Here is a 23,020-nt window from a genome sequence, read left to right as displayed (position 1 = left end):
AACTTCAGTGTGACTTCTTGCGGGGCCGCTTGCATGGTGATTACGTATCTGCGCGGTCAAGCGCGGCCGTAGCGGTCTTCAAAGCGGACAATATCGTCTTCCCCAAGGTAGCTACCCGATTGAATTTCAATCAATTCCAGCGGTAGCTTGCCCGGATTGGCCAGAGAATGGACGACGCCGAGGGGGATATAGGTAGACTGGTTTTCGGTCAGCAAATATTCCTTGTCGCCATTGGTGATCTGGGCCGTGCCGGACACCACGATCCAGTGCTCGGCGCGGTGGTGATGCATTTGCAATGACAGCTTGGCGCCAGGCTTGACTGTGATCCGCTTGACCTGGAAGCGCTCGCCAGTGCCGATGGAATCATAGGAACCCCACGGACGGAAGACTTCACGGTGCATGGTGGCCTCGGGACGCTCCCTGGCGACCAACTGTGCGACCATGGTTTTCGTCTGTTGTGCCTGATCCGCATCCATGACCAGTACGGCATCGGCGGTTTCCACGATAACGGTATTGCGCATGCCGATGGCGGTGACCAGGCGGCTACCGCTATGCACCAGGCAATCGTTGCAATCCTGGATCAGCACATCGCCGTGGGCGCTATTGTTATTAGCATCCTTTTCTGCCACGTCGAGTACGGCTTTCCAGGAGCCGATATCATTCCAGCCGGCATCGAGGGCGATGGTAGAGGCATGGTTGGTGCGCTCCATGACGGCGTAATCGACGGCGATATCGGGGCTGGCGGCGTAGGCGTCCTTGTCCAGGCGAATGAAGTCGAGATCGCTCTTCGCGGCGGTGATGGCAGCGCGGCATGCTGCCAGGACGGCCGGCTGGAAACGTTCGAGTTCTTCCAGGTAGCGGCTGGCGCGGAACAGGAACATGCCGCTGTTCCAGAAGTAATCGCCGCTGGCGATATATTGTTCTGCAAGCGCCAAGGCTGGCTTTTCGACGAATTCAAGTACGCGCTGGACCGGCCCGGTTGCGGCGCCTTCGGCGCGAATATAGCCGTACCCTGTTTCTGGTCCCGTTGGCGTGATGCCGAACGTCAGCAAATGACCCGCCTCTGCAGCAGTACGCGCCAGCGCGATTGCACGATGGAAAGCCGGGGTATCCAGAATAACGTGGTCCGATGGCAGCACCAGCAGGAGCGGATCTTCGCCATTCTCCATCGCATGCAATGCGGCTGAGGCGATCGCCGGCGCCGTATTGCGGCGCATGGGTTCAAGCAGCATGCGACTATGTTCGAGGCCGATCTCACGCACTTGCTCCGCGACAATGAAGCGCGAGGATTCATTGCATACCAGCAGTGCTGGCGACACGGTATCGATGCCAGCCAGGCGCTGTAAGGTTTGTTGCAACATGCTGCCCTGAGTGGACAAGCGCAGAAACTGCTTTGGGAATGCCTCGCGCGAAAGCGGCCATAAACGTGTGCCGGAACCGCCACAAAGAATTACCGGTAAGAGGGGAATAGTCATTTCTGCATCAAGGTATATTGGATGGTATTGAATAATTGCTTAGTTGGCATATCTTGAAACTCGTCCGGCTTGTATACATTCATGCTGGTAAAAAATCAATGTTGCAAGCAGGGGCAGTATTTTAATAAATTACAAGAATCTTTGTACTTTCTTTTGACACTATAGAATCTGAGAGACATGCACGTTTTAGCGCGTCCCGTATTGTAGTTTGCTACCCTTGTGTTCTTATTGATGTACAACGTTTTCAAGCAAAAAAGCAACAAACACGCCCACCGCCGTCAAACTGAGGAGCAACACTGCTCCGGCTGCGCAATCCTTGGCAATCTTGATGTTCGGATGTAAGGATGGATGGAGGTGATCGATCAGGTGCTCCAGCGCGGTGTTAAACAATTCGGCAGCCAGGACCATACCGCAATTGAGCAATAGCAAGGCCCACCATATCAAGGGCGGTCGGGACCAACAAAGTACGATGATCACCATCAGAGCAGCCAAGCATTGCAGGCGAATGCTCGATTCCAGGCGGAGGGCAGCGCTTATGCCTTGCAGGGCAAATCCCAAGCGCTTGAAGAAAGGCTGGTTCTTCATGGCAACTGAAGTGACGGCGCGGGATATTTTACTGACATGAAGGCGGATCTCTCATGAATAGATGAGAATCGCAGGCGAGGCCTTACGATATGACATCATTCGTTCATAGCAGAAAGATTGCTGCCAATCTTTTTGATGTTTGATAAAAAGTAAAAAAAGCCCATTTTCAAATGAAAAGGGCTTTTATTGCAATAGTTAAAATATTTGAGTACGTCAACTATTGCGGCACCAGGCCTTCACCTTTCGGCTTGACATCAAGCTGCAGGATGGGCTACCTGTCGCTGCCTGGGCAGCCAGATATTAATGGTGGGTTGGGGTCGTGTGCGCGGTGGTCGAGTCCGAGCTAGCAGCACCAGCCACAACGGCAACTGCTGCGCCGATTGCGATCAGGGCGCTCGTGCTCAGGCCGGCAACAGTGCCGCCGGCGGCAGCGCCGGTAGCGCCAGCAGCTGGTGCTGCTGCTGGTGCAGGAGCTGGTGCCGATTGAGCCATGGCTTGCGCGGAAGCGAAGCACAGGATTGCCGAAGCGATCAGAATTTTCTTCATGGGATATCCTTTTAGGTTGAACAGCGGGAATGCTAAACTGTCACGCGATTGTAGCAACATTTCTCCAGCTAGTCTGCGCTACACAGTTCACGGTAACAATAATTTATTCTATTTTAGCGGTATACCAAACTATTCATTGCGTCGGGCCGCCCGCATTGTTGTGCTATATCAACAAAAACGACATCGTACCGATGTGACTTTATTTGTCTTTTTTGTAAAGTATCGCGAGAATTGGCGGAAAATTCGAAAGCGACCCGCAAGTTTGCCAAGTCCTTGCCATCCCGCGTAAAATGCAGGCTTCGCGGGTGTAGCTCAATGGTAGAGCAGAAGCTTCCCAAGCTTACGACGAGGGTTCGATTCCCTTCACCCGCTCCAGCAAACATGCAAAAGTATGCTTGTTTTTGCTCCACAATGGCCCCATGTGCTCCACAAAGATCCCTTCTTCCTCGCATTGCTGATAGACTTAGGTTAGGTACTAGCGTAGACTGATTGGTTGCCCAGCACTATTGCTTGAGAAACGAACCTTGTGTCAGCAGGCTACTCACAGGGCCTTGGCGGAACTTCCTTGATTTCACGTCAAAAATATGCAAATGACTAGTACCCATCCATCAAAGCAAAAAACAGTAGCAGCCCCTCAAGGAGCCGCTAAGCATTTGTATGCCGCTTTGAAAAAAATTGGCATTTCGGATGCATCGGTTGATGCTGTCTTGCCATATTGGTGGGATCACTCTTTGGCAGATGAGCCGGCTGGAATGACCGAGCTGAAGGTCTTGCTGGCACGTAGACTATCGCTTGATCCCGCGACCTTATTTGACAACACAAAATCTATAGATTTTTTACCTATCGTCCGTCGCTATAAGGGAGGGCGAGAGGAGCTTATGCAGAAGTTGGGTGCATCAACTGCGATAGCCAGCTCGTTGTGCCGGACCGCGCTTTCCTTTATCCATTTCCAAGATCGTGCAAGATTAGCATCCGACCCTCTCGCCCTGCGTAATGAGATTCTTCTTTCTGGTGCTAAATATATTGGCTTGCCTGAACTATTGCGTGCATGTTGGAAGGTGGCAATACCTGTATTGCATGTCACGTTGCCTGAAAAATTGCGGAAGTTTGACGCACTTGTTACTACCTACGGTGATCGTCCCGGAATCGCATTGTGTAGGAATGAAGATAGTGAGGCATGGCTGGCATTCCATTTAGCTCACGAGATGGGGCATATTGCATGTGGGCATCTTGCGGTTGATGGCATGCTTGTTGACGAGAAGATTGAGTCTTCGTCGCTTACCGTTCAGCAAGAACAAGAAGCAAATGAGTATGCAACTAAGCTTTTGGGGAGTTTTGGTGTGGAGCCTCCTTCTCTAAGTTATAACAACATACCCGCCGTGGTAGATGAGTTTGTTCGCCACTCGGAGGATAAGAAAATATTACCGGGCCATCTTGTTCTGAAAGCTGGAAGCCGCGACAAAGATTTCGGTTGCGCTCGAGCAATTCTTACGCGGGTTGAGGGGAAAACGAGTGCACGTAAAGTCATCAATGATTTGGCTCACGAGCGACTAGCGGCTGAGAATTGGACCGATGAGGCAGAAGAATTCATTATGCGATTCTCTTATAATCACGGGAGCTAGTTTTGGCAAGTGATGAGCCGATTGTTCACCTTATTGACAACGATTTTCTGATTAAGCTGGCTAGATGGGATCTTTTGGATGACTACCTAACTGCTTACGACATAGACATCGCTAACGTGCGTGCAATTCTCACTTTGCGGCGCCGACTATTTTATTCTCCGGGTAAGCCTAATTTGAATTTGTGTGGGACGGCGGTAGCTGCAAGTCGCCTACATGCTTTTCTTACAAATGTGAAACCTCCGATTCCCACCGATCCTGGCTTTAGCCAACTTGCCACTGGAACTCTTGATTTTGAAGCGGGAGAGGTGACATTGGTTAGCGCATTATGCGCCGGTGCTGGAAAATATTTTTATACAGGTGACAAGAGAGCTATCCGTGCTCTTTTGAATTTTAGTGCCACAGAATTCGATGCTAAATTTCGCGGGCGTGTACGGTGCCTTGAGCAGGCACTTTTAGCTATGATTGCTAAGCACGGATATGGCTACATTAGTAACAAAATCGCTGCAGACCGTGATGCCGATACTGGAATTGCCAATTTGTTTGTGGGGGGGGCCCAGACCCCCCAAGCGACAGCATGCTCTTCATTGAACAAATGCGTCGCTGATTTACAGGCCTCATGCGGTGGCTTGCTTAGTGTATAACATGCGTCAGCGGGTCGGGTTCACCATTTTCCCTCGCCTCAGATAATGTCGCTTTGTTGTTTTCACGCTGTCATGTCCAAGCAAGTCGCTGGCGGCTTGGTCTCCACGTTCGTCTGACGTGTCGTCAGCAGCCTTTGCCCGCAGATCGTAGAACCAGAATTTCTCTATTTCCGCCGCCAGAATAGGTTCTTTGCTTGCTGCCAGCTTTTTTGCCATGTCGAACTGTGAACGGAGCGCCGGGCTAGTAAGGCGTTTTCCATGAAGGTTGACCAGCAGCGCAGCTGTCACGAAATTATGTGACGCTTTTCGTGCCCGGATTCGGTCGATCAAGGCCGCCAGTTTACCAATGATTTTGATGCGCAAGGGTTGTTTCGTTTTTTCTTGTGTGACTATAAGAAAACCGTCTGCGATGTCGTGCTCGGTCATACCTAAGGCATCTGCGGGGCGCTGGCCAGTCAGGTATGCGAGATCCATAGCATCGCGTAAGGAGGCACTTGCATATTTCCACACCGCGTCGAATATCTCATCTGTGACGTACACAGTGCGCTTGACCAACGAGTGACCTTGGATGCCCTCGCAAGGGTTTGGCAGGTCCGTGTAGCCCCATCCACGTGCATGGTTCCACATGGTTGAAAATACCCGTTTGCAACGGTTGGCGGTAGTCGGCTTGTCGGCGTGGTCATCAAGAAACTGCCGAATGTGCATTGGCTTGATCTGGTCCAGCGGCGCCCCGGAAAATGCAGCCAACAGGTGCTTGATGTCTGACCGGTACATGCGTGCTGAACTGGCTGCGAGTTTTGGAACCGCTTCGACCAGGTAGCGCGTTTCGACATCTGAGAACGTCGCGTTAGCTGTGAGCTCCACTACAATGTTTAGTTCAGCATATTTTTTCAATGCCAAGATGAAGTCGGACCCAAGCGGGATTTCTTTGCGCGGCTTGTCCTTCGTGTACATGTAGTAATACACCCTGCCGCTGCGCTGGGTGCGCGGGTGCATGTTCGGCGGCATGTTCAAATTACGTGTGTTTCGTCGGCCCATTTTTATTGATCCTTGGCATTACCCATGTTTTTTCCCGTGGCGCTTCCTTGCGCCCCTCAACTGCAGCGACCGCGACAACCGGCCGCCCGATGGCATTTACCCAAAAGGGGAGGCCCATCTTCCGCAGTGCCTCAATTTGCTTCGTTTTCATCTTCCGACCGGTCAGGGCGCAAATATCGTCCATCGACAGGAAGGTGGCATTCGTCGCGATGCGGTCCGCCATACCGTGTCCCTAACTCAATGCGGGCAAGATTGCCGCCAGCGGCACGGCGCGGAACATGCCCGGCCACTGGTGGTCCAGCTCGACCCACGCATGCAGCTCGCCATTGCCCACGTCGCGGCGCAGGTCGTTGACGGTGCCGGCCTGGTAGCCTTCGTCGGTATCGAATGTCACGCGGTCGCCCAGGGCGATTTGCCGCGGTGAATTGGTCGAGGTGTTCAGCATTGCGGTGCTCCTTTCAGTTTGGCGGTAACGCCGCACACGCCGAAGTGGTCGATGGCGGCCTGGATAGCGTCGCCGCTGGAAGCGGCAATCGCGGCGTATTCAAAGCGTTCGGTTTGCGTGCGAACGATCACGGCATAGGTGCTCATGTGCCATTTCCTTCATGGGGTGGGGTGTCGGGGACGATCAGCCGGGGATATGGGCAGGCATTGACGGCCGCCCAGGCTGCAATCAGGGCTGTTTTTGCTTCGTCAGGCAGGTTGGGAACGGGCGCCGCCGGCGGCGTGGCCGGGGCAGGGCGGTCGGGGTGCGTACAGTTATTTACACGAGTCCGAGGAACGGCAACCCCAACAGCCACCCCGCGCCCGCCTGTGGCCTGTACGGGCGTCCACGTATGGCGCACGGACTTGAAGACCACGCCAATCAGGGCGCTGCAGCGCACGCCGTAGGGCGTGGTGCGCAGGGTTTCGCCGTAGCGGCCGATGACGGTCTTTTCGTCCTTGGCCAGCGTGACGACCAGTTCCTTGCGCGGCACCAGGGCGCCGCCCTGGGCGCGCAGGTATTCGGCCCAGCAGGCGCGCTTTTCGCCGTCGATCTTTTGTACGGCGTCCCAGGCGCGGCGCATGGCGGTCGGGGCTTCGTTGAGCATGCTTTCCTCGATGCGGCGTAGTTCGCGCCACACGGTGACGGGCGCGCCGCCCCATTGCTGGAATTGACGGATGCCCCAGCACGCGGCCCAGGACTCGACGCGCGCCGATGGCGTCAGCTCGACATCGCCGTCCGTGTCGGCCGTGACGACATAGCCTTCTTTCGTCCTGTGCTCGGCTACGCCATCGATGTTCTTGGCCACGTATTTGGCGATGTAGCCGGCGGCGCTGCCCTTGGCCCAGTCGATGCGTTTGACGTCCAGGCGGCGCGCGAAGGCGCCCGGTTCGCCACGATCCACGCGCCAGGCGTAGTGCTTCATGATGCGGATGGCACGGCCCGCCACGTCCCGCAGGTGGGCCGTCTTGTATTTCGCGGTGGGGCGGACGAATAGCAGTAGATGCCAATGCGGGCAGCCATCGTGATGCGGCTCGGCGATGCGAAAGCCGTACAGGCCGATGCCCCGGCGCGCCAGTGCGGAGCGGCACAGCGACGTCATCTTGCCCAGGTAAGCATTCGCCTCGCGCGGCGTGGAGCCGTCGAACTTGTCGTTTGGTTTGCCGCTGTGCTGCATGGCGTGGAAGCGCGATGGGCACGTCCAGGTGATGAAAATGCCCTGGTCGCCGCACTCGCGGGCAATCTGTTCAAAGCCGTTGATGCGCAACATCAGCTCGCCGCGCCGGATGGCTTTGTTCGCCGTCGTTTTCTCGGCCAGTTCGGCGATGCTGAATTGCTGGCCGTGCTCGTTCTGCACCAGGGTGGCGGCCAGCGCTGCCGCGTTGCGGCGGTTTTGCGCCAGGCGCGACAGCACGGCGTCGTTGCTGGCGTAGGGTTCGCCGCGATAGTTCACGTAGCCCAGGCGGATATTGCCGGCTTCAAAGGCGCGCTTGACGCGCTTGCGCAACTGGCGGCGCCACCAGCGTGCATCCACCAGGCGGGCGATGGTGTCGGTCATCGTGTCGAACTCGGGTAGCTCGATGCCATACGAGGCGCATTCGTCTTCCATGATCTGCAGGGCGTGCGTGTCGGACACGGCCATCCACAGCATTTTGGTGACGCCGGCCGCCGCACGCTCGGCGGTGGCCACGATGTCGGCGTCGCTTTGCGACAGATCGACGCCGGCCGGCACGTACTGTTCGGCGAACTCGCGCACAAAACCGGTGGCGACGGACTCATAGACTTTGTACCAGGACGACCAGGCCATTTTTGCCATGGCGGCCGTGATGACGCGGTTGCGCCACTTGTAGGGAATACGGGCCAGCTCGGGCGCGAACTGGGAGGAGCGCAAAAAGGCTTCGTGGCGTTGCGGGGTAGGCAGCAGGATTTGTTTAGATTGCATTCAACAGTCTTTCGTAAACACGGATAGCGGCAGAGGTGGCGGCGCGCAGCGCGATGCGCTCTTCCTCGGTAAATGAGTGGATGGGCGATTCCCAGCGGTCGGCGTCCATGCCGGCGGCAATCAGCACGGAACGGCGGGCACCACGCGGCGACAATCCCCATGCCTGGGCGATGAAGGGAGCCAGGTTGCGCGGCTTGATGCTGCGCAGCTGGGCCTTGGCTTCGGCGATGGCGGCCAGCGCATGCCCGGCGCCTGGTGGCGTCGGCATATCCTTGTCGCGCGCTGCCAGAATCTCGGCGGCAGGCTGGAAGGACAGGTGATTGTCGATAAGGGACGCCGGCATGGTTCAGTCCTTGATGAAGCCAAGGGCCCGCAGCACGCCGGGGGCAATGACGATCAGGAGCGACAGCAGCCAGATACCGCAAGTTTTGGCCAGGCGCAGCATCAGCGCGCCCCTGCCTTGAGAAAATATTCTGCCCAGTACGGGAGCGTGTGCGATGTGCCGCAGCAGTGCCGGGAACCCGTTTCAGTGGCGAAAATGTAGTTGATCTCGATGGGCAGCTTGCCGACCAGGGCGCGTTGCTTGGCTGGCGCAAAAAAGCCGTCATGCTCCAGTGTCTGCGCATCGCTGACGATGAAGGTCAGATTGGCAGCGCCGTAGGCGTGGTAGGTCTTGGCAATCTCATGGATGCGGGCGGTCAGCGCCGCGATGCCGATGCCCGCGCCAGCTTGCAGCAGAAAACACGTTGGTGCCACAGGGACAATACAATTTTGCAAGGTCGGGCGGATCGTGCTTGATGCCATGGATTGGTCGGCATCACTGGTGGTGTGCAGCGTGTTTTCCATCGGTTTTCCTTATTTCAGATTGAACGAATCCCGCACGCTCAAAAGGGAGCGCAGCAGGGCACAGCAAAAGAGGGGAGTTACGGCGGCCGGGCTACGGCGGCGCGAGGATCGAGATAGTCATCAGCAGCCCGCAGTCAAGTCCAGGGCCAACTGGCTGGTGGCCGCCTTGCGCGCATGCTGGGACATCGGGATGCGGATATCCGGCTTGGGCATGGCGGACAGCGAGAGGGTGCGCAGTACTTCCAGGCCTGCCACGAAGGAGTGCCCGCATTCGGGGTTCTGGCACATATAGGTGATTTCCTTGAACATGGCGGACATCGTGCGGCTTTTGACGGCGCGGACGGTGTATTCGCAATGCGGGCAGGGCAGGCCGATGACTCTCATTTGTTCTTTCTTTTCACTTGATACAGGGCACGGCCTCGGCCGCTCATCTTGCGAATCCCGATTCGTACGTTATCCTTAATCAACCACTCGATAGCCTGGTCGATGGTGTCCAAGCCCTGCTGTATTCGGACACGTTCAAACGTGTCTTGGTCTTCATCGCATGTTTCTACAGGTACGGAACGGTCGGGCATATTTTCGGCTGCTCAAAAGTTGCTGATTGGTGACTTCATTTAGGCAGCAATGCTGGGTAAGGTGACACTGTTGTCGTCGCCAAGCACTATTGCCGCCTGGCGAAGCGCGAGCTGCCGTAGAAACGGCGCCAGTTCCTCGCCCTGATAATTGGCGATGGCGGCCAGGACGTCATACTCATATTCGTCAAGGCGCACCATGACACGGTTGTTGCGGACGCGTTTTGGATCGGGATACATGGGCCTGCTCCTGTGCTGTTAAGCGTGATGGACAAGGGAGAATTGTTCGAGTTCGGCCTCGTAAGATTGCAGGCCGCGTAGCAGCATCAGGCGCATAAACGATGCTCGCGAACGGGAGTCTTGTTGTGCAAATTTTTCGACGCGTTCGATCTCAGGGGGAAGCAAGCGAATCGGGATTGGCTGCGAAAGTGCGTTCTTCGGCTGGCGCGTGACCGGAGCGGTAGATGTCATAGGATATGATTTGTATACGTCACATGGTAATGACGTCACTTTAGTACAAAAAATTGTACTTTGAAACTAAAAGATAGACATATGGATACATTTGGGCAGCGCTTAAAAAGCGAACGGAAACGACTTGGCATGACTCAACCGGAATTCGCACTGGTTGGGAAGGTTGAGAAGGGTACACAAATTAATTACGAGCAAGACAAGAGATTTCCTAGTGCGGATTATCTAATTGCTATCGCCTCAGTGGGCGTCGATACGCAATATGTATTGCATGGCACGGCCGCAAGCGCCACATTGACGGATGACGAGAATGAGCTGCTGGTCGGATATCGCAAGTTGGACTTACGTGGAAAAGCACGCGTACTTGGCGTTGTTGAGGGGATTACAGAACCGACTACCTTGCCGCCAGCAAGATCGGTAGAAAGTAATACTCAGATGGTATTTCATGGCAAAGTAGGCCAGCAGATACACGGAGACATTACAGCCCCCCAAACGATCAATGTCGGCGGCAAAAAAAAATAGTCAACGGAATTCGTGGCAGAAACGAAGGTTCTCACTGCCGAAGCGGATGAGTCGATGGAAAATTGCCATTCTTTCCGCACTGGCTTTTACCTGCTTCTGGCCATTGTATAAGTATGAAGTGATGGCCATGGCGGCCAACAGGTTCATTAGAAATACATGTTATTACGATGGGAAGGCTTTCACGGTCGGGATGGTCATAGAGACGGCACCTGGCATCAGATGCGAGTGCTCCTCAACAGCTTCTGATGCTTTGCCAACTTGGGTGAGAGGCGGGTGGAGCTCTAGTAGTGTCATATCCAGAGTTGGCCTGACTATACTTCCTTACTATTGAAGTGACGTTTCTAGTTCGGCAACTTTGTCCGCCATCGATCTATTGTGTTGAAAGCTCGGGCGGCGTGCCAAACCATCGTGAAAGATTGTGAAATTGATTATTCAGAGCACCTTTTATTCAACGAGCGCTGCCCCGTAGGCCGATTTTGATACCTCTCAAAAACTGGTGAAGAAAGTTCTATGCAATTTTTTAAAAACAATAGTTCAAAAGAGAAATTTCATGAAGGCAAGATGGAGGCCTAAATTTCAGCGTTGATAAATCACCGAAATTTAGGTCTTTCTACTCACTCCGTTTGCGGATTTTGTTGCTCCCGAAATTGATCAAGTTTAAGAGCGAATTCATATTCTGAGTAAAAGTCCCGTACAGGCGTGGCCACACGCCGCATCCGCTGAAATTCTCTGGAAAAACTTTCGCTATCGCTTGTGCGTTCAAGTACGAGTAGCAGTTGAAAAACGGACAGACTCCATGATGTTGAGAAGGGAAACGGCGTATCGGAGATGACTTCCCCAGCACGTTTAGCCGCAGCTTTTAGTTTGGCAAACCAATCATGCAAGGAGTCAAACTCATGTTGCCGCTCCGAACTGGTAGCAATGAATTCCGCCGTACATCCGGTTCGCAAAAATGGCATTAGAAAGGGCCGATCATGGAGGCTTCCAAGATCCCCCCGTGTGATCGAGAGCTTGAGAACTTCACGTGAACCTAACGTAATAGTTACAGGCGATTTTCCTCGCTTTAGCGTTATGCTTCCTTGTTCGCGAAGCACTGCATGGCGCTCCATCGCTTGTGCTTGAGGTCGCACCAGTGCCTGTCCGAGATCTGCCAAGGCAGCCACATCATCGCCGGAGCGCGACTGCCGCCTTAGCATTTTGCTCTTTAACTCCAAAAAGATCACCGAGGCCTCCGTTTCCACGACGGCATCGCATTGACCTTCCAATCTGCCTGCCTTGTAGTTGCCATGCAGTACTGATACGCCCGACTGTGTAAGTTTTTCTCGAACAAAGTCTTCTAATAACGGTCCAAGAATTTTTTCGTCGAAATTCCCTTTCGGCTTCCAGTTCTCCCGGCACCACTGCAGCGCAGCGTTTACGGTAGCTCGTGCCGCCATTGGGGCAGGTTGCATGAATAACATGCCGTTCTTCGGGAGTAACGGCCGGAATGACGCATCCACAGCACTGTCATTTGGAGGGAACGTTAGCGTTTGATTGGCGCCCTTTGTATGAGTAAATACATCACGAAGCAAGTCCACCGCCGCTCCTCGATCCAGATTGGTGGCATAAGCAATGTCTTGCACTTGAGCCTGGGCAATTTCATCCGGCCGCTCTCTCTCGACAGCATGTAGTAGCTTTATGGCTGTGGCGAGTATCTGTTCTGACGTTCTTCCGCGTTTATCTTTCAGGTTTGTGAGCGACTCGTGCGTCATCATCCATTCAAGATAATCACGAGCATGGGTGGGCTTAACTTGTGTTAACAGAAAAACGGAGTCATAAACTACAGACTTTTGCATAATTTTGACTATGTCCGCATTTCTTGCAAACATTAAATCGTACGTCCCTAGCGACACATCAAGTAACGCTGTGGCCCAGGTAACTTGGTTAATAAGCTGAGTGAGTGTCGCCTGGGGAAAGGGAGCAGATAGCGGTAGCGAAAAGTAGCGAAGCCCGAGTTGGTAGAGATAGGCGAAAGGTGGTGCAGGTTTCGCGTCAATCTCAACGGTTTGACCAGTGCGCCCAACGCTGAATCGGCCTGTGACAGTGCTGTACGAGCTCGCCATCAATCCAGAAGCGCTCAAGGCTAGGGCATACCCTAAAGAGGCGGCTTTACTTTCGATGTCCTGCGCTAGTCGCTTCGTTTCGGAGTCCTGCACCTCCATCCCTCCGCTGGCAGGGAGTTCAATCCTGTAGCCAAGTTTTCTCAGCTCATTTATTGCTACGGAAAGGCAGTTCACACGTGTGTTGGAACGCCAGGCCTGGTCAGAAGGCAGCTGAGTGGAGCTGGATGCATAACTCGTTGCAAGTTCTACAGCTCGCTCCCAATTGCTCGTGGTTTCAGCCAAGTTGCCGCGCGTCCTAAGCGCATCGCGAATCGCCTTTGCTACTGCGAGGTATGGATCCACAGTGGCCTGCTCGCACATGTATCGAAGTCCCAAGTCGTCGATGATTTTTACAATGTCAGAGCGTGCTTGATCGCTTTCTTTTAGAGTGAAACATGCTTGGATCTGGGCGAGTTGTAGATCGTAGTTTCTTTTTCCCACGGATGATGAGGAAGTGGGACATACATCTACGAGTGTCTTGAACGTATTGAGATCCATTGAAGTTCCTTGTCTTTCCACCATTTGTTTTGGGCTAGATTGTAGTCGTGATGTGGTTGATGCCTAAAGACGTATTATCTTCGATGTAATTTCTTTTTAGGAATATTAAGTAAAAAGCATTTAATGCAAGGGGTTTATGCAACGAAAATATGCGTCGTTGTAGCGCATATGACCGACTGCTTTGAGGACATGTTCATTGGATGCTAAATGTCTGACCAAGTCAGAAACACTAGGCTTATGCTATTTTTCGCCATGATCTGCCTTGTTACTTTCAGATCTTCAAGGTTCTTCGTTGTTCTCACGGATGATGTCCCGAACTTCCTCAATATGCTTCCACGCATGCAGCGCCGCACGCTTCGCGGCCTGCTTGCTCTTGTAAAGATGCTCCAGCGTCTTGAGCGTGCCCGTGGCACCGGCCTGCTCTTGGCCCGCTTTTTTCTTCTTCGCCGCCACGTCCTTCCACCTGGCCACCACGCCCGTGATGCCTTCGTCCGGGTCTTTCTCGTTCTCTCGCTCGGCCTCGACCGCTTCCGTTTTCGTTTCAAATTCCACGCGCGTGGTAAAGCCGTTGCCGCCCAAGCTGTGCGTGACCTTGACCGATAGCCATTCGGTGGCGTCGATCTCGGGCTTGAAGCCTTGCACGGTGACGGGCGATTGCGGGAACACGGCCGGGTTGGCCAGGGCAAGGCTCATTTCAAAGGTGGCCAGGCCGCGCAGGATGCGCTGCCATTCGGCGACGGCCGCCGCGCGCGCGTCGGTTTCGCTGGCGAAGGTGGTGCGCAGGCGCTTGCTGTTGCCGGGCACGCCGGCCACCACGCTGCGGCGGCGCGCGTAGCGCTCGTCGTGCCAGAAGGCGCGCACGCCCGTGTAGGCGTCGCTTTCGGCGCTGTGGTAGCGGTGGCCGTCGCCCAGGGCGCGCGTGATGGGAATGACGGGCAGCGCCTTACCGCTGGCGGTGCGGCTCTGGTTGATGGGGATGAAGAGCAAGGTATCGTTCTTGACGGTGGCCACCGCGTCGTATTTCCTGCCCAGCCGGCGCAGGAAGGCCGCATCGCTTTCGTGGGTCTGGTCGATGTGCTCGACGGCGGTATCGCGCAGGCGCGCCGAGACGCCAGACGCCAGCTCGTTGCGGAAGGCGATGGCCTCGATGATGGCGCCCAGCGTGGTCTTGTGAAAGCTGTGTTCCTGTTGCTGTTTAAATGTGTCGATCAGGTTGGCCGACCTGGCGCGCAGGGTGATGGTGTCGGGCGCGCCGCTGTGCTCCACCTCGTCGACAGTGAACTTGCCCATGTCCACCAGGCCGGATGATTGCCAGCCCAGCGCCAGGGCGATCTGCGCGCCGCGCGGCGGCAGGGCCAGCTTGCCGTCGCTGTCGTCGAGCGAGATGTCGAGCTGATCGCTCTCGTCGCCACGGCAGAGGGTCAAGGTGAGATTGATCAGCCGCGGCGAAACGATGGCCGTCAAATCCTTGTCCTCGATGCTGACCTTGAAGGCGGGGATATGCTCGCTCATTTGAACTTGTCCGCCGCGCTGCCGATGGCGTCGCTGATGCTGCCGCCGATCTTGTCTTTCATTTCGCTGACCACGCCGCCGTATTTCGATGTGATGCCGCCGACCACATTGCCCACTACGCTGCCCACGGCATTCTTGGCCGCGCCGGCGATGCTGCTGGTCATGCCGTCGATGCTGAGCATGTTTTTCAGGTCGCCGATGTCGCCCAGGCCCACCATGGCCAGCACGCCGTCGTCGTCGCGCTTGAGCGCAATTGAGAACTCGACGCGGCGCGCGCCGCCGCTGCCGTCCAGGATGGTGCGCCCCTCGGTCATGCTCGTGATGCGGTACGAGCCGAGAATGCGGCCCGTGCCCTGGATCAAAATCCACGATTTACCGGTGTCGGCCATCATGCGCAGCGCATCGAGCGAGTACAGGGAGCCTGTCAGTTCCGGCGCCACCCATCCCGACAGGGTAATCGTGTCGTCACCTGGCCCCACGTACTGGTGCGCGTCGCGCAGCCCCACGCGCGCCGTGCTGGCGTGCTTCCATTCCGTTTGCCGCTGCAGCTCGTGATAGGCCAGGGTGGGCAGGCTGAACACGAACATTCCTAAAATTATCATCATGGTGGTGTTTCTTTCTTAATCGTGGTCGCGCAGGGACGAGCGGATGCGTGCGGCCTTTTCGCGGTCGCGCTGTTCCATGGCTGCATACACGGCGCGGGCGATGGCCTGGGGATCGGTGCCGGCCTGCACATGAAAGGTGATTTCGATCTTGTCGCCCTGAATCGTCATGCCGGCGCCGAACCCGCCTTGTGAGAGCGGGGCGCGCGTGTCAAAGGCGCTGGCCGGCAGGGCAGTGGCCGTGCCGATGGCAATGCCGGCGCCCAGTTGCGTCAGGCGCTGCGCCATGCCCGATATCTTGGCAATCGGCGCATCCTCGCTGCGGTCCAGGCCTACGGCCAAGCCCTGCATGGTGTAGTCGCCGAGCTGGGCAAACACGCGGCTCGGGCTGTGGATGCCCAGCTTTTCTTTGAACCAGGCAATGGTGCTGGCCCCGGCATTGCTGATGGCGTCCTTGACGGGGCCCATGGACCCGGTGATGCCGTTGACCAGGCCGCGCAGGATGTTGGCGCCGAACTCGGTGAACTGGGCCGGCAGCTTGATGCCGAACCAGCTCATGACGCCCGCGAACGCCTGGTAGAACACGCCGACCGGTGACCAGTTGATAATCAGGGCGGTGATGCTGCCCATGCCGCCGGCGCAGACGGTGCGCAGGCGCGACCAGATATCGGCGAAGAAGGCGGAAATAGGCGCCCAGGACGCGGTGATGCGCTGCAGGATGCTGGCGCCGAAGTCGGTGAACTTGGCCGGCAGCGCAATGCCGAACCAGCCCAGCACGCCCGCGAAGGCGCGATAGAACAGGGCGAGCGGCGTCCAGTTGGCGATCAGGGCGCCGACGCCACCGATGCCGCCGGCAAAGGCGGTTTTGATCTGCGACCAGATGCCGGTAAAGAAGCCGGCCAGCGGCGCCAGTCCCTTGGCGAGGCGGCCCCGGATGTCGGCCGCAAAGTCGGTGAACCTGGCCGGCAGCGCAACGCCGAACCAACCCAGCACGCCGGCGAAGGCGCGATAGAACAGGCCCAGCGGTGACCAGTCGGCGATCAGGCTGTTGATGCCGGTAAAGCCGCCGGCAAACGCCACCTTGACGTCCGACCACAGGCCACCGAAGAAAGCCTTGATCGGCTCCCAGTATTTGTAGATCAGGAAGGCGGCGCCGGCGATGACCGTGACGGCAATGCCAATCGGGTTCATCAGAAGAGCGCGGCCCAGCCACAGCATGGCGCGGCCCGCCCACATGAAGGCGCCGCCCAGGTTGCGCAAGATGGGCGTGAGCACGCCGCCGGTCACGCCCATCTTGGCGAACATGACGTGCAGCATGGCATACGGGCCGATCATGGCGGCAATGCCCAGCATCAGCGGGCCGAGTACCAGCAGCAGGCCGGCCAGCACGGCAAAGGCGGTAATCATGATCTTGGCCACGGTCGGGTTGCGTTCCATGAAGCCGTTCAGGCGCTGCACGGCGGTAATCGCCATCTCCAGCCCCTGCGCGTACAGCGGCAGGATTTTCTCGCCCATGGTGAGCTTCAAGTTGGCCAGCTTGGACTGCGCTTCCAGTTCCTTGCCGGCGGCCGAGTCGCGGCCCAGCTTGTCCAGTTGACCAATATCGGCGGCGCCACGGTTGAGCTTTTCGTTCTTGTGGATTTGCACGCGCTGCAAATACATCTGCGAGTACAGGTTCGACGCGGTGCGGTTGGAAAAGATGCTGCCGATGGCATCGAGCACGTGTTTCTTTTCCGTGATGCCCTTCTTGGCCAGTTGCGGCAACAGCACCTTTTCCAGCCATTCGAACTGGTTTTCGCGGAACAGCTCGGCGCCCAGCAGCGCGCCGGGATTTAGGAAGGAAAGTTGTCCCGCTTTATCATGCGTGACCTTGCTTTTGTCGCCAATCAAGCCAAATTCTTCCAGTTTCTTGGCCGAGCGCTTCGTCGTGCGGCCCTGATACAAGTTCTGGTAGGCGCTCATCAGGGACGTGCCGACGCGGTTGCCGCTCATTTCCTGCACCAGCGGTTCCATCTGGTAGTAAAAGGCGTCATCCTTCAAGCCCTTGGCCGCGATGCCGCCGGTTTTAATCATGTTCAGCCATTCGTTCGGACCGACGCGCCCGCCCGTGGCGGTGATGACTTGCTGCACGATATTGGCCTGGGCTTCAAACTTTTCCTTGCTTTCCAGGCCGCCGCGCAGCTCGATGACCTTGAGCATGTCCATGAACTTGCGTTCGTTGTCGGCGCCTTCGGCCTCGCCAAAGAAGGCGTGATTGGCAAACTTCATCTTCGCCAGGGTAGGGGCGACCATTTCCGCGTGATGCACGTCGGCAAAGGCACTCATGCCGTCGCGCATCAGTTGCAGGTTGTCGAGCTGGCTGGTGCCGTAGGTCTTCATGTTGCGGGCGAAGGCGACGGCCTCGGCTGATACCTTGTCGCCCAAGCCCAGGGCGTTGACCCTGCCCACCTCTGTCTGATAGTGCTTGGCCTCGTTCAGCCCCTTGATGACGGGCGCGCCCAGCACGGCGCCCGTGGCGGTCGCGCCTGCGCCGGCCATGGCCAGGTTGCCCGCCTTGTTGCGCAGCTTGTCGGCATGCTGGGTGGCGTTGGTGACGCGCTGCTGCTTGGCGGCGGACGCGGCCAGGCGCTTTTGTTGCGAGGCCAGTTCAACGTTCGTCAACTGGATACTGTTTTTTAGCCATTCCTGCGCCTTGCCCAACTGGCGCGTGTCGATGCCTGCGTCTTTCAGGCTGGTGCGCAGGACGCGGAATTGCTGGCTCTGTTCTCGGCCTTTCAGCGTCAAGGCCTGCGTGACCTTCGTCGCCGCCTTCAAATCACGCGTCATGGCGCGTGTAGGAGACTCGGTCTGTTTTATGCTTGCGGCCAGCTCTTTTACTTTTTTTTGAGCTTCTTTCAGCTCAATCCCCGTTGTTCGAATGCCGCTATGCAGTTCGCGGAATTTCCCCAGGTTTCTCTGCTGGGTGTTCAGATCGCGCAAGCGGTCGCTTGTGGCCTTCAGCGCCTTGGCCGTGTCGCTGGAGCCGCTCATGATTTTTTTCAGCGGGCCGGTGATTTTGTCCAGCGCTGCAAACACTACCTGTAACTTCAAATCCCGACCAGCCATCTATTCCGCTCCGCTTCGTTGCCGGGCGCGTTCGCGCCAGGCCATCAGTTCATCAATCGTAAAACCGTGCATCGCTGCCGGCGTCCAGTGGAAGACGCCGGCAATGTCGGCCATGGCGTCTTCTACTTGGCCGGGGATACCGAAAGGCGATCTGCTTTGCTCGCCAAAAAACCGGCAACCTCGGCGCCCACGGCCAGCAGGTCGGCCGGGTCCATGTTGGCGATGTCGTGCGCGGTCAAGGTAGGTTCGGTGATGCGCGGCAGCACGATCTGCAGGGCCGACACGTTCAGGTTGGCCAGCTCGATCAGGGAAATGCCGCGCAGGGCGCCGGCCTTGGGCTTGCGCACCGTCAGCGAGCTGATGAAGCTGTCGCCGCGTTTGATCGGGTCGTCCAGTTCGATGACGGCTTGGTTTGTGTTTTCGTTGTTCATGCTGTGTTCCTTGTGTTGTGGTGGTGAATAAAAGGGGGATTACAGGCCGATGGCCTTGCGGATGGCGGCGTTGGTATCGCCGCCGCCGAAGTTCTCGGTGCCGCTCATAAAGTCCAGTTCGATGACGGTGGCGCCGTCGATCAGCAGCTTGTAATAGCTGCAAGCCATGGTGTATTTGTGGGTCGTGTCGTCGCCCATCTTGGCGCCGCCCATGTCGATTTCCTTGTAGCGGCCGCGCACGACGACCTCGACGGCCGCGACCGTGCCATCGTCGTCTTCCTGGTAGGCACCGGCAAAGCGTAGTTGCACGGCGCCGTGCGTGTGTGCGCCGTACTGTTTCAGGGCTTCGGCGATCAGGCCGCCGGCGCTCCATTCCAGCGACAGCGCCTCGTTGCCGAAGTCCACGGACACGGGGCCGCTCATGCCGCCGGCGCGGTATTCTTCCATCTTGCGGCTCAGTTTCGGCAAGGTGACTTCCGGCACCATGCCCATGAAGGAGACGCCGTTCTGGAACAGGTTGAAGTTTTTCAGTTTGCGGGGCAAGCCCATAATTTCTCCAGTAGTTCAATGCGCCCGCGCTGGCGCGGGCAGGGTGGTGATTGGATGGTTACGCGGCGATGCGCGAGGCGAAGTCGGCCAGGTAGCGGTCGGTGATGCGCTGCTGGAATTTCAGGTTTTCCAGCGGCGGCACGGGCGTGTAGTCGTAATCGATGGCCAGCTTGCCGTCTTTCAGGCCCGTCTTGTCGTTGTATTGCTCGTCATACCAGGCATGGCCGTCGATGATGTAGCCCTGCAGTTTCAGGTCGCGGAATTTGGCGTTGATGCTTTCCAGCAGATCGCGCACCAGGGATGGATGCAAGGGCACATCGACATAGGCGAAGTGCGCTTCGGCGATGGTGTCGGCCAGCACCTGGGCCGTGCGCGTGTAGCTTTCGAAATAGAAGAAGCCGCCCGGTTCCTCGCAGGTGCGCGAACCCCAGAAACGATAGCCGCCCATGTTAATCAGGGTGGTCACCTCCTTGGCGTTGAGCACGCCGGCATCGGTAGCCGGGTCTTGCAAATCGAAAAACACGTCCTTGGTGATGCCGGTCGGGCCATTCACGACCACGTTGGACAGCGTCTTGTGCCAGCCCGTTTCCTCGTCGATCTTGGCGCGCAGGCCCATGGCGTAAGCGACGGCGGAAATGCTGGCCTCGGTATCGGTGGCGGTATCCCAGTTCACAAAATCCGGCCAGATCATCATCACCTCGCGCTGGCCGAATTGGCCGCGATAGGTGGTGGCCGCCGTGACGGTGGCACAGCCATAGGCCGAGGCATACACGAAGGCGCGCAGGCGCTGGGCCACGCTGGCCAGGGCATTCGTCACGGCCTGGGTATCGAGCCCTGGCGCGCCCAAGATGCGCGGTTTCACGCCCAGCTTGCTTTGCGCGGCCAGCAGCGCTTGGGCGCCCAGGTATTTGCCATCGGGCGAGGTGCCGCCCACAGTGTTGCTGGTGGTTTCCGCTTCCGTCTCGCCTTCGGCCACGCGCACCACGACCGTCAGGGGCTTGGTCTGCGCGGCAATCGCTTTCAGTGCACGGTACAAGGTGCCGGTCTTGCCGGCCTTGCCCATGGCGGCCAGCACATTGGTGACGAGCACGGGCGTGTCGAGCGGGAAGGCCGCCGGGTCGGCATCGTCGGCCGTGGCGATCAGGCCCAGCACGGCCGTGGACACGGTGCGGATCGGGCGCGAGCCTTCGTTGATTTCAATGACGCGCACGCCATGGTGGTAGTCGGTGGCCATAGGGCTCTCCTGGTGAGTAGTGAAAAGGCGTTACTGGGTGGATGCCATGCCGGCGGTATCATCGAAAGCGCGCCGCGCCTCGCCGGACAGCGTGGCGGCGATGCGCGCGAATTCAGCGTTGACGGCCGCTTGCAGCGCCTCGATGTCCTGCGCGGCGGCAACCGTCGGGCAGATGGTGATGTCGAGCAGCCAGGCGCGCGCCGCCGCGATGGCTTGCACGGTATCCGCGTCGCCATCGGCCATGGCGGCAAAGCCGATGCCGGCCAGGCGGTTGAGGATGGCGTCGCGCACCTGGCGCACGCCGGCCAGAACTGGCGCGGCCAGCACGGCAAACGGTGGCGGCGGGGCGGCGGTGATTTTCCACTTTCCGCCGGCGGTCATGCGGATGGCTGCGCACGCGGCAATGGCGTCGCGCAAGCGCGCTTCGTCTTCGGGCGATACCTCAACGGCATCATCCGGCCAGGTGCCTGCAGCATCGTAATCGGCACGCATTTGCTCCGGATAGAAGCCGCGCGTATTGCTTGAAAAGTACATGGTGGACTCGCTTTCGATAATAGATGTCATGCTCAGTTGCCAATCGCGCGCCAGCAGAGAACGTCGGGAACGGCAGTCACGCCGTTGGAGTTGGAAACCCACGCGCCGGTGCGTGAAAGAGTTTTATCTGTCGTGCGGCCGCTGTAACCAGCCGACGACAGGGCATTCATGCACTGCACCGTGATGGCGCGGCAGGCATTCGGGAAGGCAATGGGAAACGTCAGGTTCGGGGTGAACGGCGCCATGACGGCGGATCCGGAAATTGTTCCCCATTGTTCGATATCGCCATTTGGAAGACGCCGCCAACTTGCTTCGCCCAGCACACCGGAGAAATCAGCATTGCGCCCCATTTCTGCCGTCGCATCGATGACTTGCCAGACCTGGCCCGAGGTCGCCATCAAGGTGATGAACTGGCCTTGTTTGATGACAATTTTTTTTACATCGCCAATGTCATAGCCAATAGCCACGCCAGCGCCAGACGCAATCGTGCCCGTGAATTGGTTCAGGCCAAAGAGCTTGAAGTACTTGCCCGAATTGGCAGGAATGCCCAGCGAATCCGGGCTGGGAATTGTGAGGGTCAGGCCGTCGGCGAGAAAGTACAGGGCAGCGCCCATATCATCCGCTGTCAGGGTGCGACTTGCGCCGACGCTGATGTATTTCACCATGCTGCCTTGCGCCTGCTGCACAAATTGGGCATTGGCTAGCTTCTTCGACGCCTCGAACTTTGACAGGGTCTCCACGGTCTTCATGCTGTACTGCGGATGTGGATCGACCGCCGCCTGGTGCTTGGCCAATTGCTGATCGCCATAGGCGCGTGCACTGGTGTCCTGTTGATCGACGTAGGCGACCTTGGCCAGGAGCGGGTGCGGGTCGGCGGCAGCCATGTGCCCGGCAAGTCGTTGCTCCGCATTGGCAGTGACATTCTTGTCCTGCTGATCGACATAAGCGACCTTGGCCAGGAGCGGGTGCGGATCGGCAGCGGCCATGTGCCCGGCCAGACGTTGTGCCGCGTCGGCAGTGACATTTCTGTCTTGTTGATCGACATAGGCGACCTTCGCCAGCAGCGGGTGCGGATCGGCAGCAGCCAGGTGCTTGGCCAGTTGCTGGTCGGCGTAAACGGCGACTTTGCCGTCTTGTTGATCGACGTAGGAGAGTTTTGCCAGCAGCGGGTGAGGATCTGCGGCGGCCAGGTGCCTGGCCAGTTGCGTGTCGCTGTAGGCGCGCACGGTAATGTCCTGGTCATCGACATACTTGCGCGTAGCCAGGATGATGGACGGGTCGATTTTCAGCTCGATGGCGGCCGTGCTGGTGACGATCAGCACGATGCGCACCACTTGCGTGCGGCCGCTGCCCTCGGCCATGAGGGGCTTGTAGCTGGGCGGGCAGTTGGCGACGGCGCACAGGTCGCCGGCCTCGTCGAAGATGCCAATCTCGCGTATCCACCAGCCGCCCACGTCCTCGGGCAGAACCTGCTCGACGATGATCTGGCTGGTATTGGCCGGATCGACTGTCAGCTGGTTCAGGCCGGCGCGGCGCATTTCGCGCACCAGCGCCTTTTGTGTGCGTACGGGCATGGGCAGATTGCCGTTGCCGTCGCCCACGGCCAGGTTTTTCAGTTTCAGGGTTTGGCCCAGGGCGATGGCGTTGGCCAGCTTGGCCTCGCCCACTTCGGT

The 23,020-nt window shown here is 57.6% G+C and carries 25 protein-coding genes and 1 tRNA gene; 4 read left to right on the top strand and 22 right to left on the bottom strand.

The window, feature by feature from the left end:
* Positions 1 to 56: 56 nt before the first annotated feature.
* From AC3IQ7_RS27990 to AC3IQ7_RS27980, 3 genes are all read right to left on the bottom strand, one after another.
* Entirely contained in the window at positions 57 to 1,475 is a 1,419-nt protein-coding gene (locus AC3IQ7_RS27990) for a mannose-1-phosphate guanylyltransferase/mannose-6-phosphate isomerase (RefSeq protein ID WP_489207924.1), read from the bottom strand.
* Positions 1,476 to 1,700: 225 nt separating this feature from the next.
* On the bottom strand, positions 1,701 to 2,060 hold the full coding sequence (locus tag AC3IQ7_RS27985) for a diacylglycerol kinase (RefSeq protein ID WP_099376326.1): 360 nt from the start codon (positions 2,058 to 2,060) through the stop codon (positions 1,701 to 1,703).
* Positions 2,061 to 2,360: 300 nt separating this feature from the next.
* Positions 2,361 to 2,606: a hypothetical protein gene (locus AC3IQ7_RS27980; protein ID WP_489207923.1), complete on the bottom strand. Its 246-nt coding sequence runs from the start codon at positions 2,604 to 2,606 to the stop codon at positions 2,361 to 2,363.
* Positions 2,607 to 2,907: 301 nt separating this feature from the next.
* Between AC3IQ7_RS27980 and AC3IQ7_RS27975 the strand changes: the two genes are divergently transcribed.
* The 3 genes from AC3IQ7_RS27975 to AC3IQ7_RS27965 all read left to right on the top strand — a co-directional run bounded on the left by AC3IQ7_RS27975 (position 2,908) and on the right by AC3IQ7_RS27965 (position 4,869).
* Positions 2,908 to 2,981: transfer RNA gene (locus AC3IQ7_RS27975), tRNA-Gly, on the top strand.
* Positions 2,982 to 3,196: 215 nt separating this feature from the next.
* On the top strand, positions 3,197 to 4,228 hold the full coding sequence (locus AC3IQ7_RS27970; RefSeq protein WP_489207922.1) for a hypothetical protein: 1,032 nt from the start codon (positions 3,197 to 3,199) through the stop codon (positions 4,226 to 4,228).
* 2 nt (positions 4,229 to 4,230) lie between these two features.
* Positions 4,231 to 4,869: a hypothetical protein gene (locus AC3IQ7_RS27965; RefSeq protein WP_489207921.1), complete on the top strand. Its 639-nt coding sequence runs from the start codon at positions 4,231 to 4,233 to the stop codon at positions 4,867 to 4,869.
* A gap of 6 nt (positions 4,870 to 4,875) precedes the next feature.
* Here the strand turns inward: AC3IQ7_RS27965 and AC3IQ7_RS27960 are convergent, their stop codons facing one another.
* From AC3IQ7_RS27960 to AC3IQ7_RS27920, 9 genes are all read right to left on the bottom strand, one after another.
* Entirely contained in the window at positions 4,876 to 5,865 is a 990-nt protein-coding gene (locus AC3IQ7_RS27960) for a tyrosine-type recombinase/integrase (protein ID WP_489207920.1), read from the bottom strand.
* A 19-nt stretch (positions 5,866 to 5,884) separates the two neighbouring features.
* A complete protein-coding gene (locus AC3IQ7_RS27955; protein WP_128089133.1) occupies positions 5,885 to 6,130 on the bottom strand; it encodes a DUF4224 domain-containing protein in 246 nt (81 codons plus the stop codon).
* Positions 6,131 to 6,139: 9 nt separating this feature from the next.
* On the bottom strand, positions 6,140 to 6,352 hold the full coding sequence (locus AC3IQ7_RS27950) for a hypothetical protein (RefSeq protein WP_489207919.1): 213 nt from the start codon (positions 6,350 to 6,352) through the stop codon (positions 6,140 to 6,142).
* Positions 6,346 to 6,498, bottom strand: a complete 153-nt coding sequence (locus tag AC3IQ7_RS27945; RefSeq protein WP_172404661.1) for a hypothetical protein — start codon at positions 6,496 to 6,498, stop codon at positions 6,346 to 6,348. Before AC3IQ7_RS27945 ends, AC3IQ7_RS27950 begins: the two co-directional genes overlap by 7 nt.
* Entirely contained in the window at positions 6,495 to 8,333 is a 1,839-nt protein-coding gene (locus tag AC3IQ7_RS27940; RefSeq protein ID WP_489207918.1) for a replication endonuclease, read from the bottom strand. Before AC3IQ7_RS27940 ends, AC3IQ7_RS27945 begins: the two co-directional genes overlap by 4 nt.
* Positions 8,323 to 8,676 carry a hypothetical protein gene (locus AC3IQ7_RS27935; RefSeq protein WP_489207917.1) on the bottom strand — a complete coding sequence of 118 codons (354 nt, stop codon included), beginning with the start codon at positions 8,674 to 8,676 and terminating at the stop codon, positions 8,323 to 8,325. Before AC3IQ7_RS27935 ends, AC3IQ7_RS27940 begins: the two co-directional genes overlap by 11 nt.
* Positions 8,677 to 8,777: 101 nt before the next feature.
* Complete coding sequence (locus AC3IQ7_RS27930; protein ID WP_489207916.1) at positions 8,778 to 9,179, bottom strand: hypothetical protein; 402 nt, start codon at positions 9,177 to 9,179, stop codon at positions 8,778 to 8,780.
* 120 nt (positions 9,180 to 9,299) lie between these two features.
* Positions 9,300 to 9,563 (bottom strand): Ogr/Delta-like zinc finger protein, encoded by a 264-nt coding sequence (locus AC3IQ7_RS27925; RefSeq protein WP_086137817.1) that lies wholly within the window; start codon positions 9,561 to 9,563, stop codon positions 9,300 to 9,302.
* A 230-nt stretch (positions 9,564 to 9,793) separates the two neighbouring features.
* Positions 9,794 to 9,991: a hypothetical protein gene (locus tag AC3IQ7_RS27920; RefSeq protein WP_034745824.1), complete on the bottom strand. Its 198-nt coding sequence runs from the start codon at positions 9,989 to 9,991 to the stop codon at positions 9,794 to 9,796.
* Between the two features lie 312 nt (positions 9,992 to 10,303).
* Between AC3IQ7_RS27920 and AC3IQ7_RS27915 the strand changes: the two genes are divergently transcribed.
* Positions 10,304 to 10,741, top strand: a complete 438-nt coding sequence (locus AC3IQ7_RS27915) for a helix-turn-helix domain-containing protein (protein ID WP_489207915.1) — start codon at positions 10,304 to 10,306, stop codon at positions 10,739 to 10,741.
* Between the two features lie 614 nt (positions 10,742 to 11,355).
* On the opposite strand, the gene AC3IQ7_RS27910 is transcribed toward AC3IQ7_RS27915, so the two are convergent.
* The 10 genes from AC3IQ7_RS27910 to AC3IQ7_RS27865 all read right to left on the bottom strand — a co-directional run bounded on the left by AC3IQ7_RS27910 (position 11,356) and on the right by AC3IQ7_RS27865 (position 23,014).
* Positions 11,356 to 13,380: a hypothetical protein gene (locus AC3IQ7_RS27910; RefSeq protein WP_489207914.1), complete on the bottom strand. Its 2,025-nt coding sequence runs from the start codon at positions 13,378 to 13,380 to the stop codon at positions 11,356 to 11,358.
* Between the two features lie 279 nt (positions 13,381 to 13,659).
* Positions 13,660 to 14,892, bottom strand: a complete 1,233-nt coding sequence (locus AC3IQ7_RS27905; RefSeq protein WP_489207913.1) for a phage late control D family protein — start codon at positions 14,890 to 14,892, stop codon at positions 13,660 to 13,662.
* The gene (locus AC3IQ7_RS27900) at positions 14,889 to 15,497 is read right to left on the bottom strand and encodes a phage tail protein (protein WP_489207912.1); all 609 of its coding nucleotides are present in this window, start codon (positions 15,495 to 15,497) and stop codon (positions 14,889 to 14,891) included. Before AC3IQ7_RS27900 ends, AC3IQ7_RS27905 begins: the two co-directional genes overlap by 4 nt.
* A 15-nt stretch (positions 15,498 to 15,512) precedes the next feature.
* Positions 15,513 to 18,524, bottom strand: a complete 3,012-nt coding sequence (locus AC3IQ7_RS27895) for a phage tail tape measure protein (protein WP_489207911.1) — start codon at positions 18,522 to 18,524, stop codon at positions 15,513 to 15,515.
* A 75-nt stretch (positions 18,525 to 18,599) separates the two neighbouring features.
* Complete coding sequence (locus AC3IQ7_RS27890; RefSeq protein ID WP_489207910.1) at positions 18,600 to 18,713, bottom strand: GpE family phage tail protein; 114 nt, start codon at positions 18,711 to 18,713, stop codon at positions 18,600 to 18,602.
* 8 nt (positions 18,714 to 18,721) lie between these two features.
* Complete coding sequence (locus AC3IQ7_RS27885) at positions 18,722 to 19,030, bottom strand: phage tail assembly protein (protein ID WP_489207909.1); 309 nt, start codon at positions 19,028 to 19,030, stop codon at positions 18,722 to 18,724.
* 39 nt (positions 19,031 to 19,069) lie between these two features.
* Positions 19,070 to 19,579: a phage major tail tube protein gene (locus tag AC3IQ7_RS27880; protein WP_489207908.1), complete on the bottom strand. Its 510-nt coding sequence runs from the start codon at positions 19,577 to 19,579 to the stop codon at positions 19,070 to 19,072.
* Between the two features lie 58 nt (positions 19,580 to 19,637).
* Complete coding sequence (locus tag AC3IQ7_RS27875) at positions 19,638 to 20,813, bottom strand: phage tail sheath protein (protein ID WP_489207907.1); 1,176 nt, start codon at positions 20,811 to 20,813, stop codon at positions 19,638 to 19,640.
* 30 nt (positions 20,814 to 20,843) lie between these two features.
* Positions 20,844 to 21,377: a hypothetical protein gene (locus tag AC3IQ7_RS27870; protein ID WP_489207906.1), complete on the bottom strand. Its 534-nt coding sequence runs from the start codon at positions 21,375 to 21,377 to the stop codon at positions 20,844 to 20,846.
* Positions 21,378 to 21,379: 2 nt separating this feature from the next.
* Positions 21,380 to 23,014 carry a phage tail protein gene (locus AC3IQ7_RS27865; RefSeq protein ID WP_489207905.1) on the bottom strand — a complete coding sequence of 545 codons (1,635 nt, stop codon included), beginning with the start codon at positions 23,012 to 23,014 and terminating at the stop codon, positions 21,380 to 21,382.
* Between the last annotated feature and the right edge of the window lie 6 nt (positions 23,015 to 23,020).

It is taken from the genome of Janthinobacterium sp. GL_088 (assembly GCF_057837845.1).
This window is presented reverse-complemented; position numbering and strand designations above follow the sequence as displayed.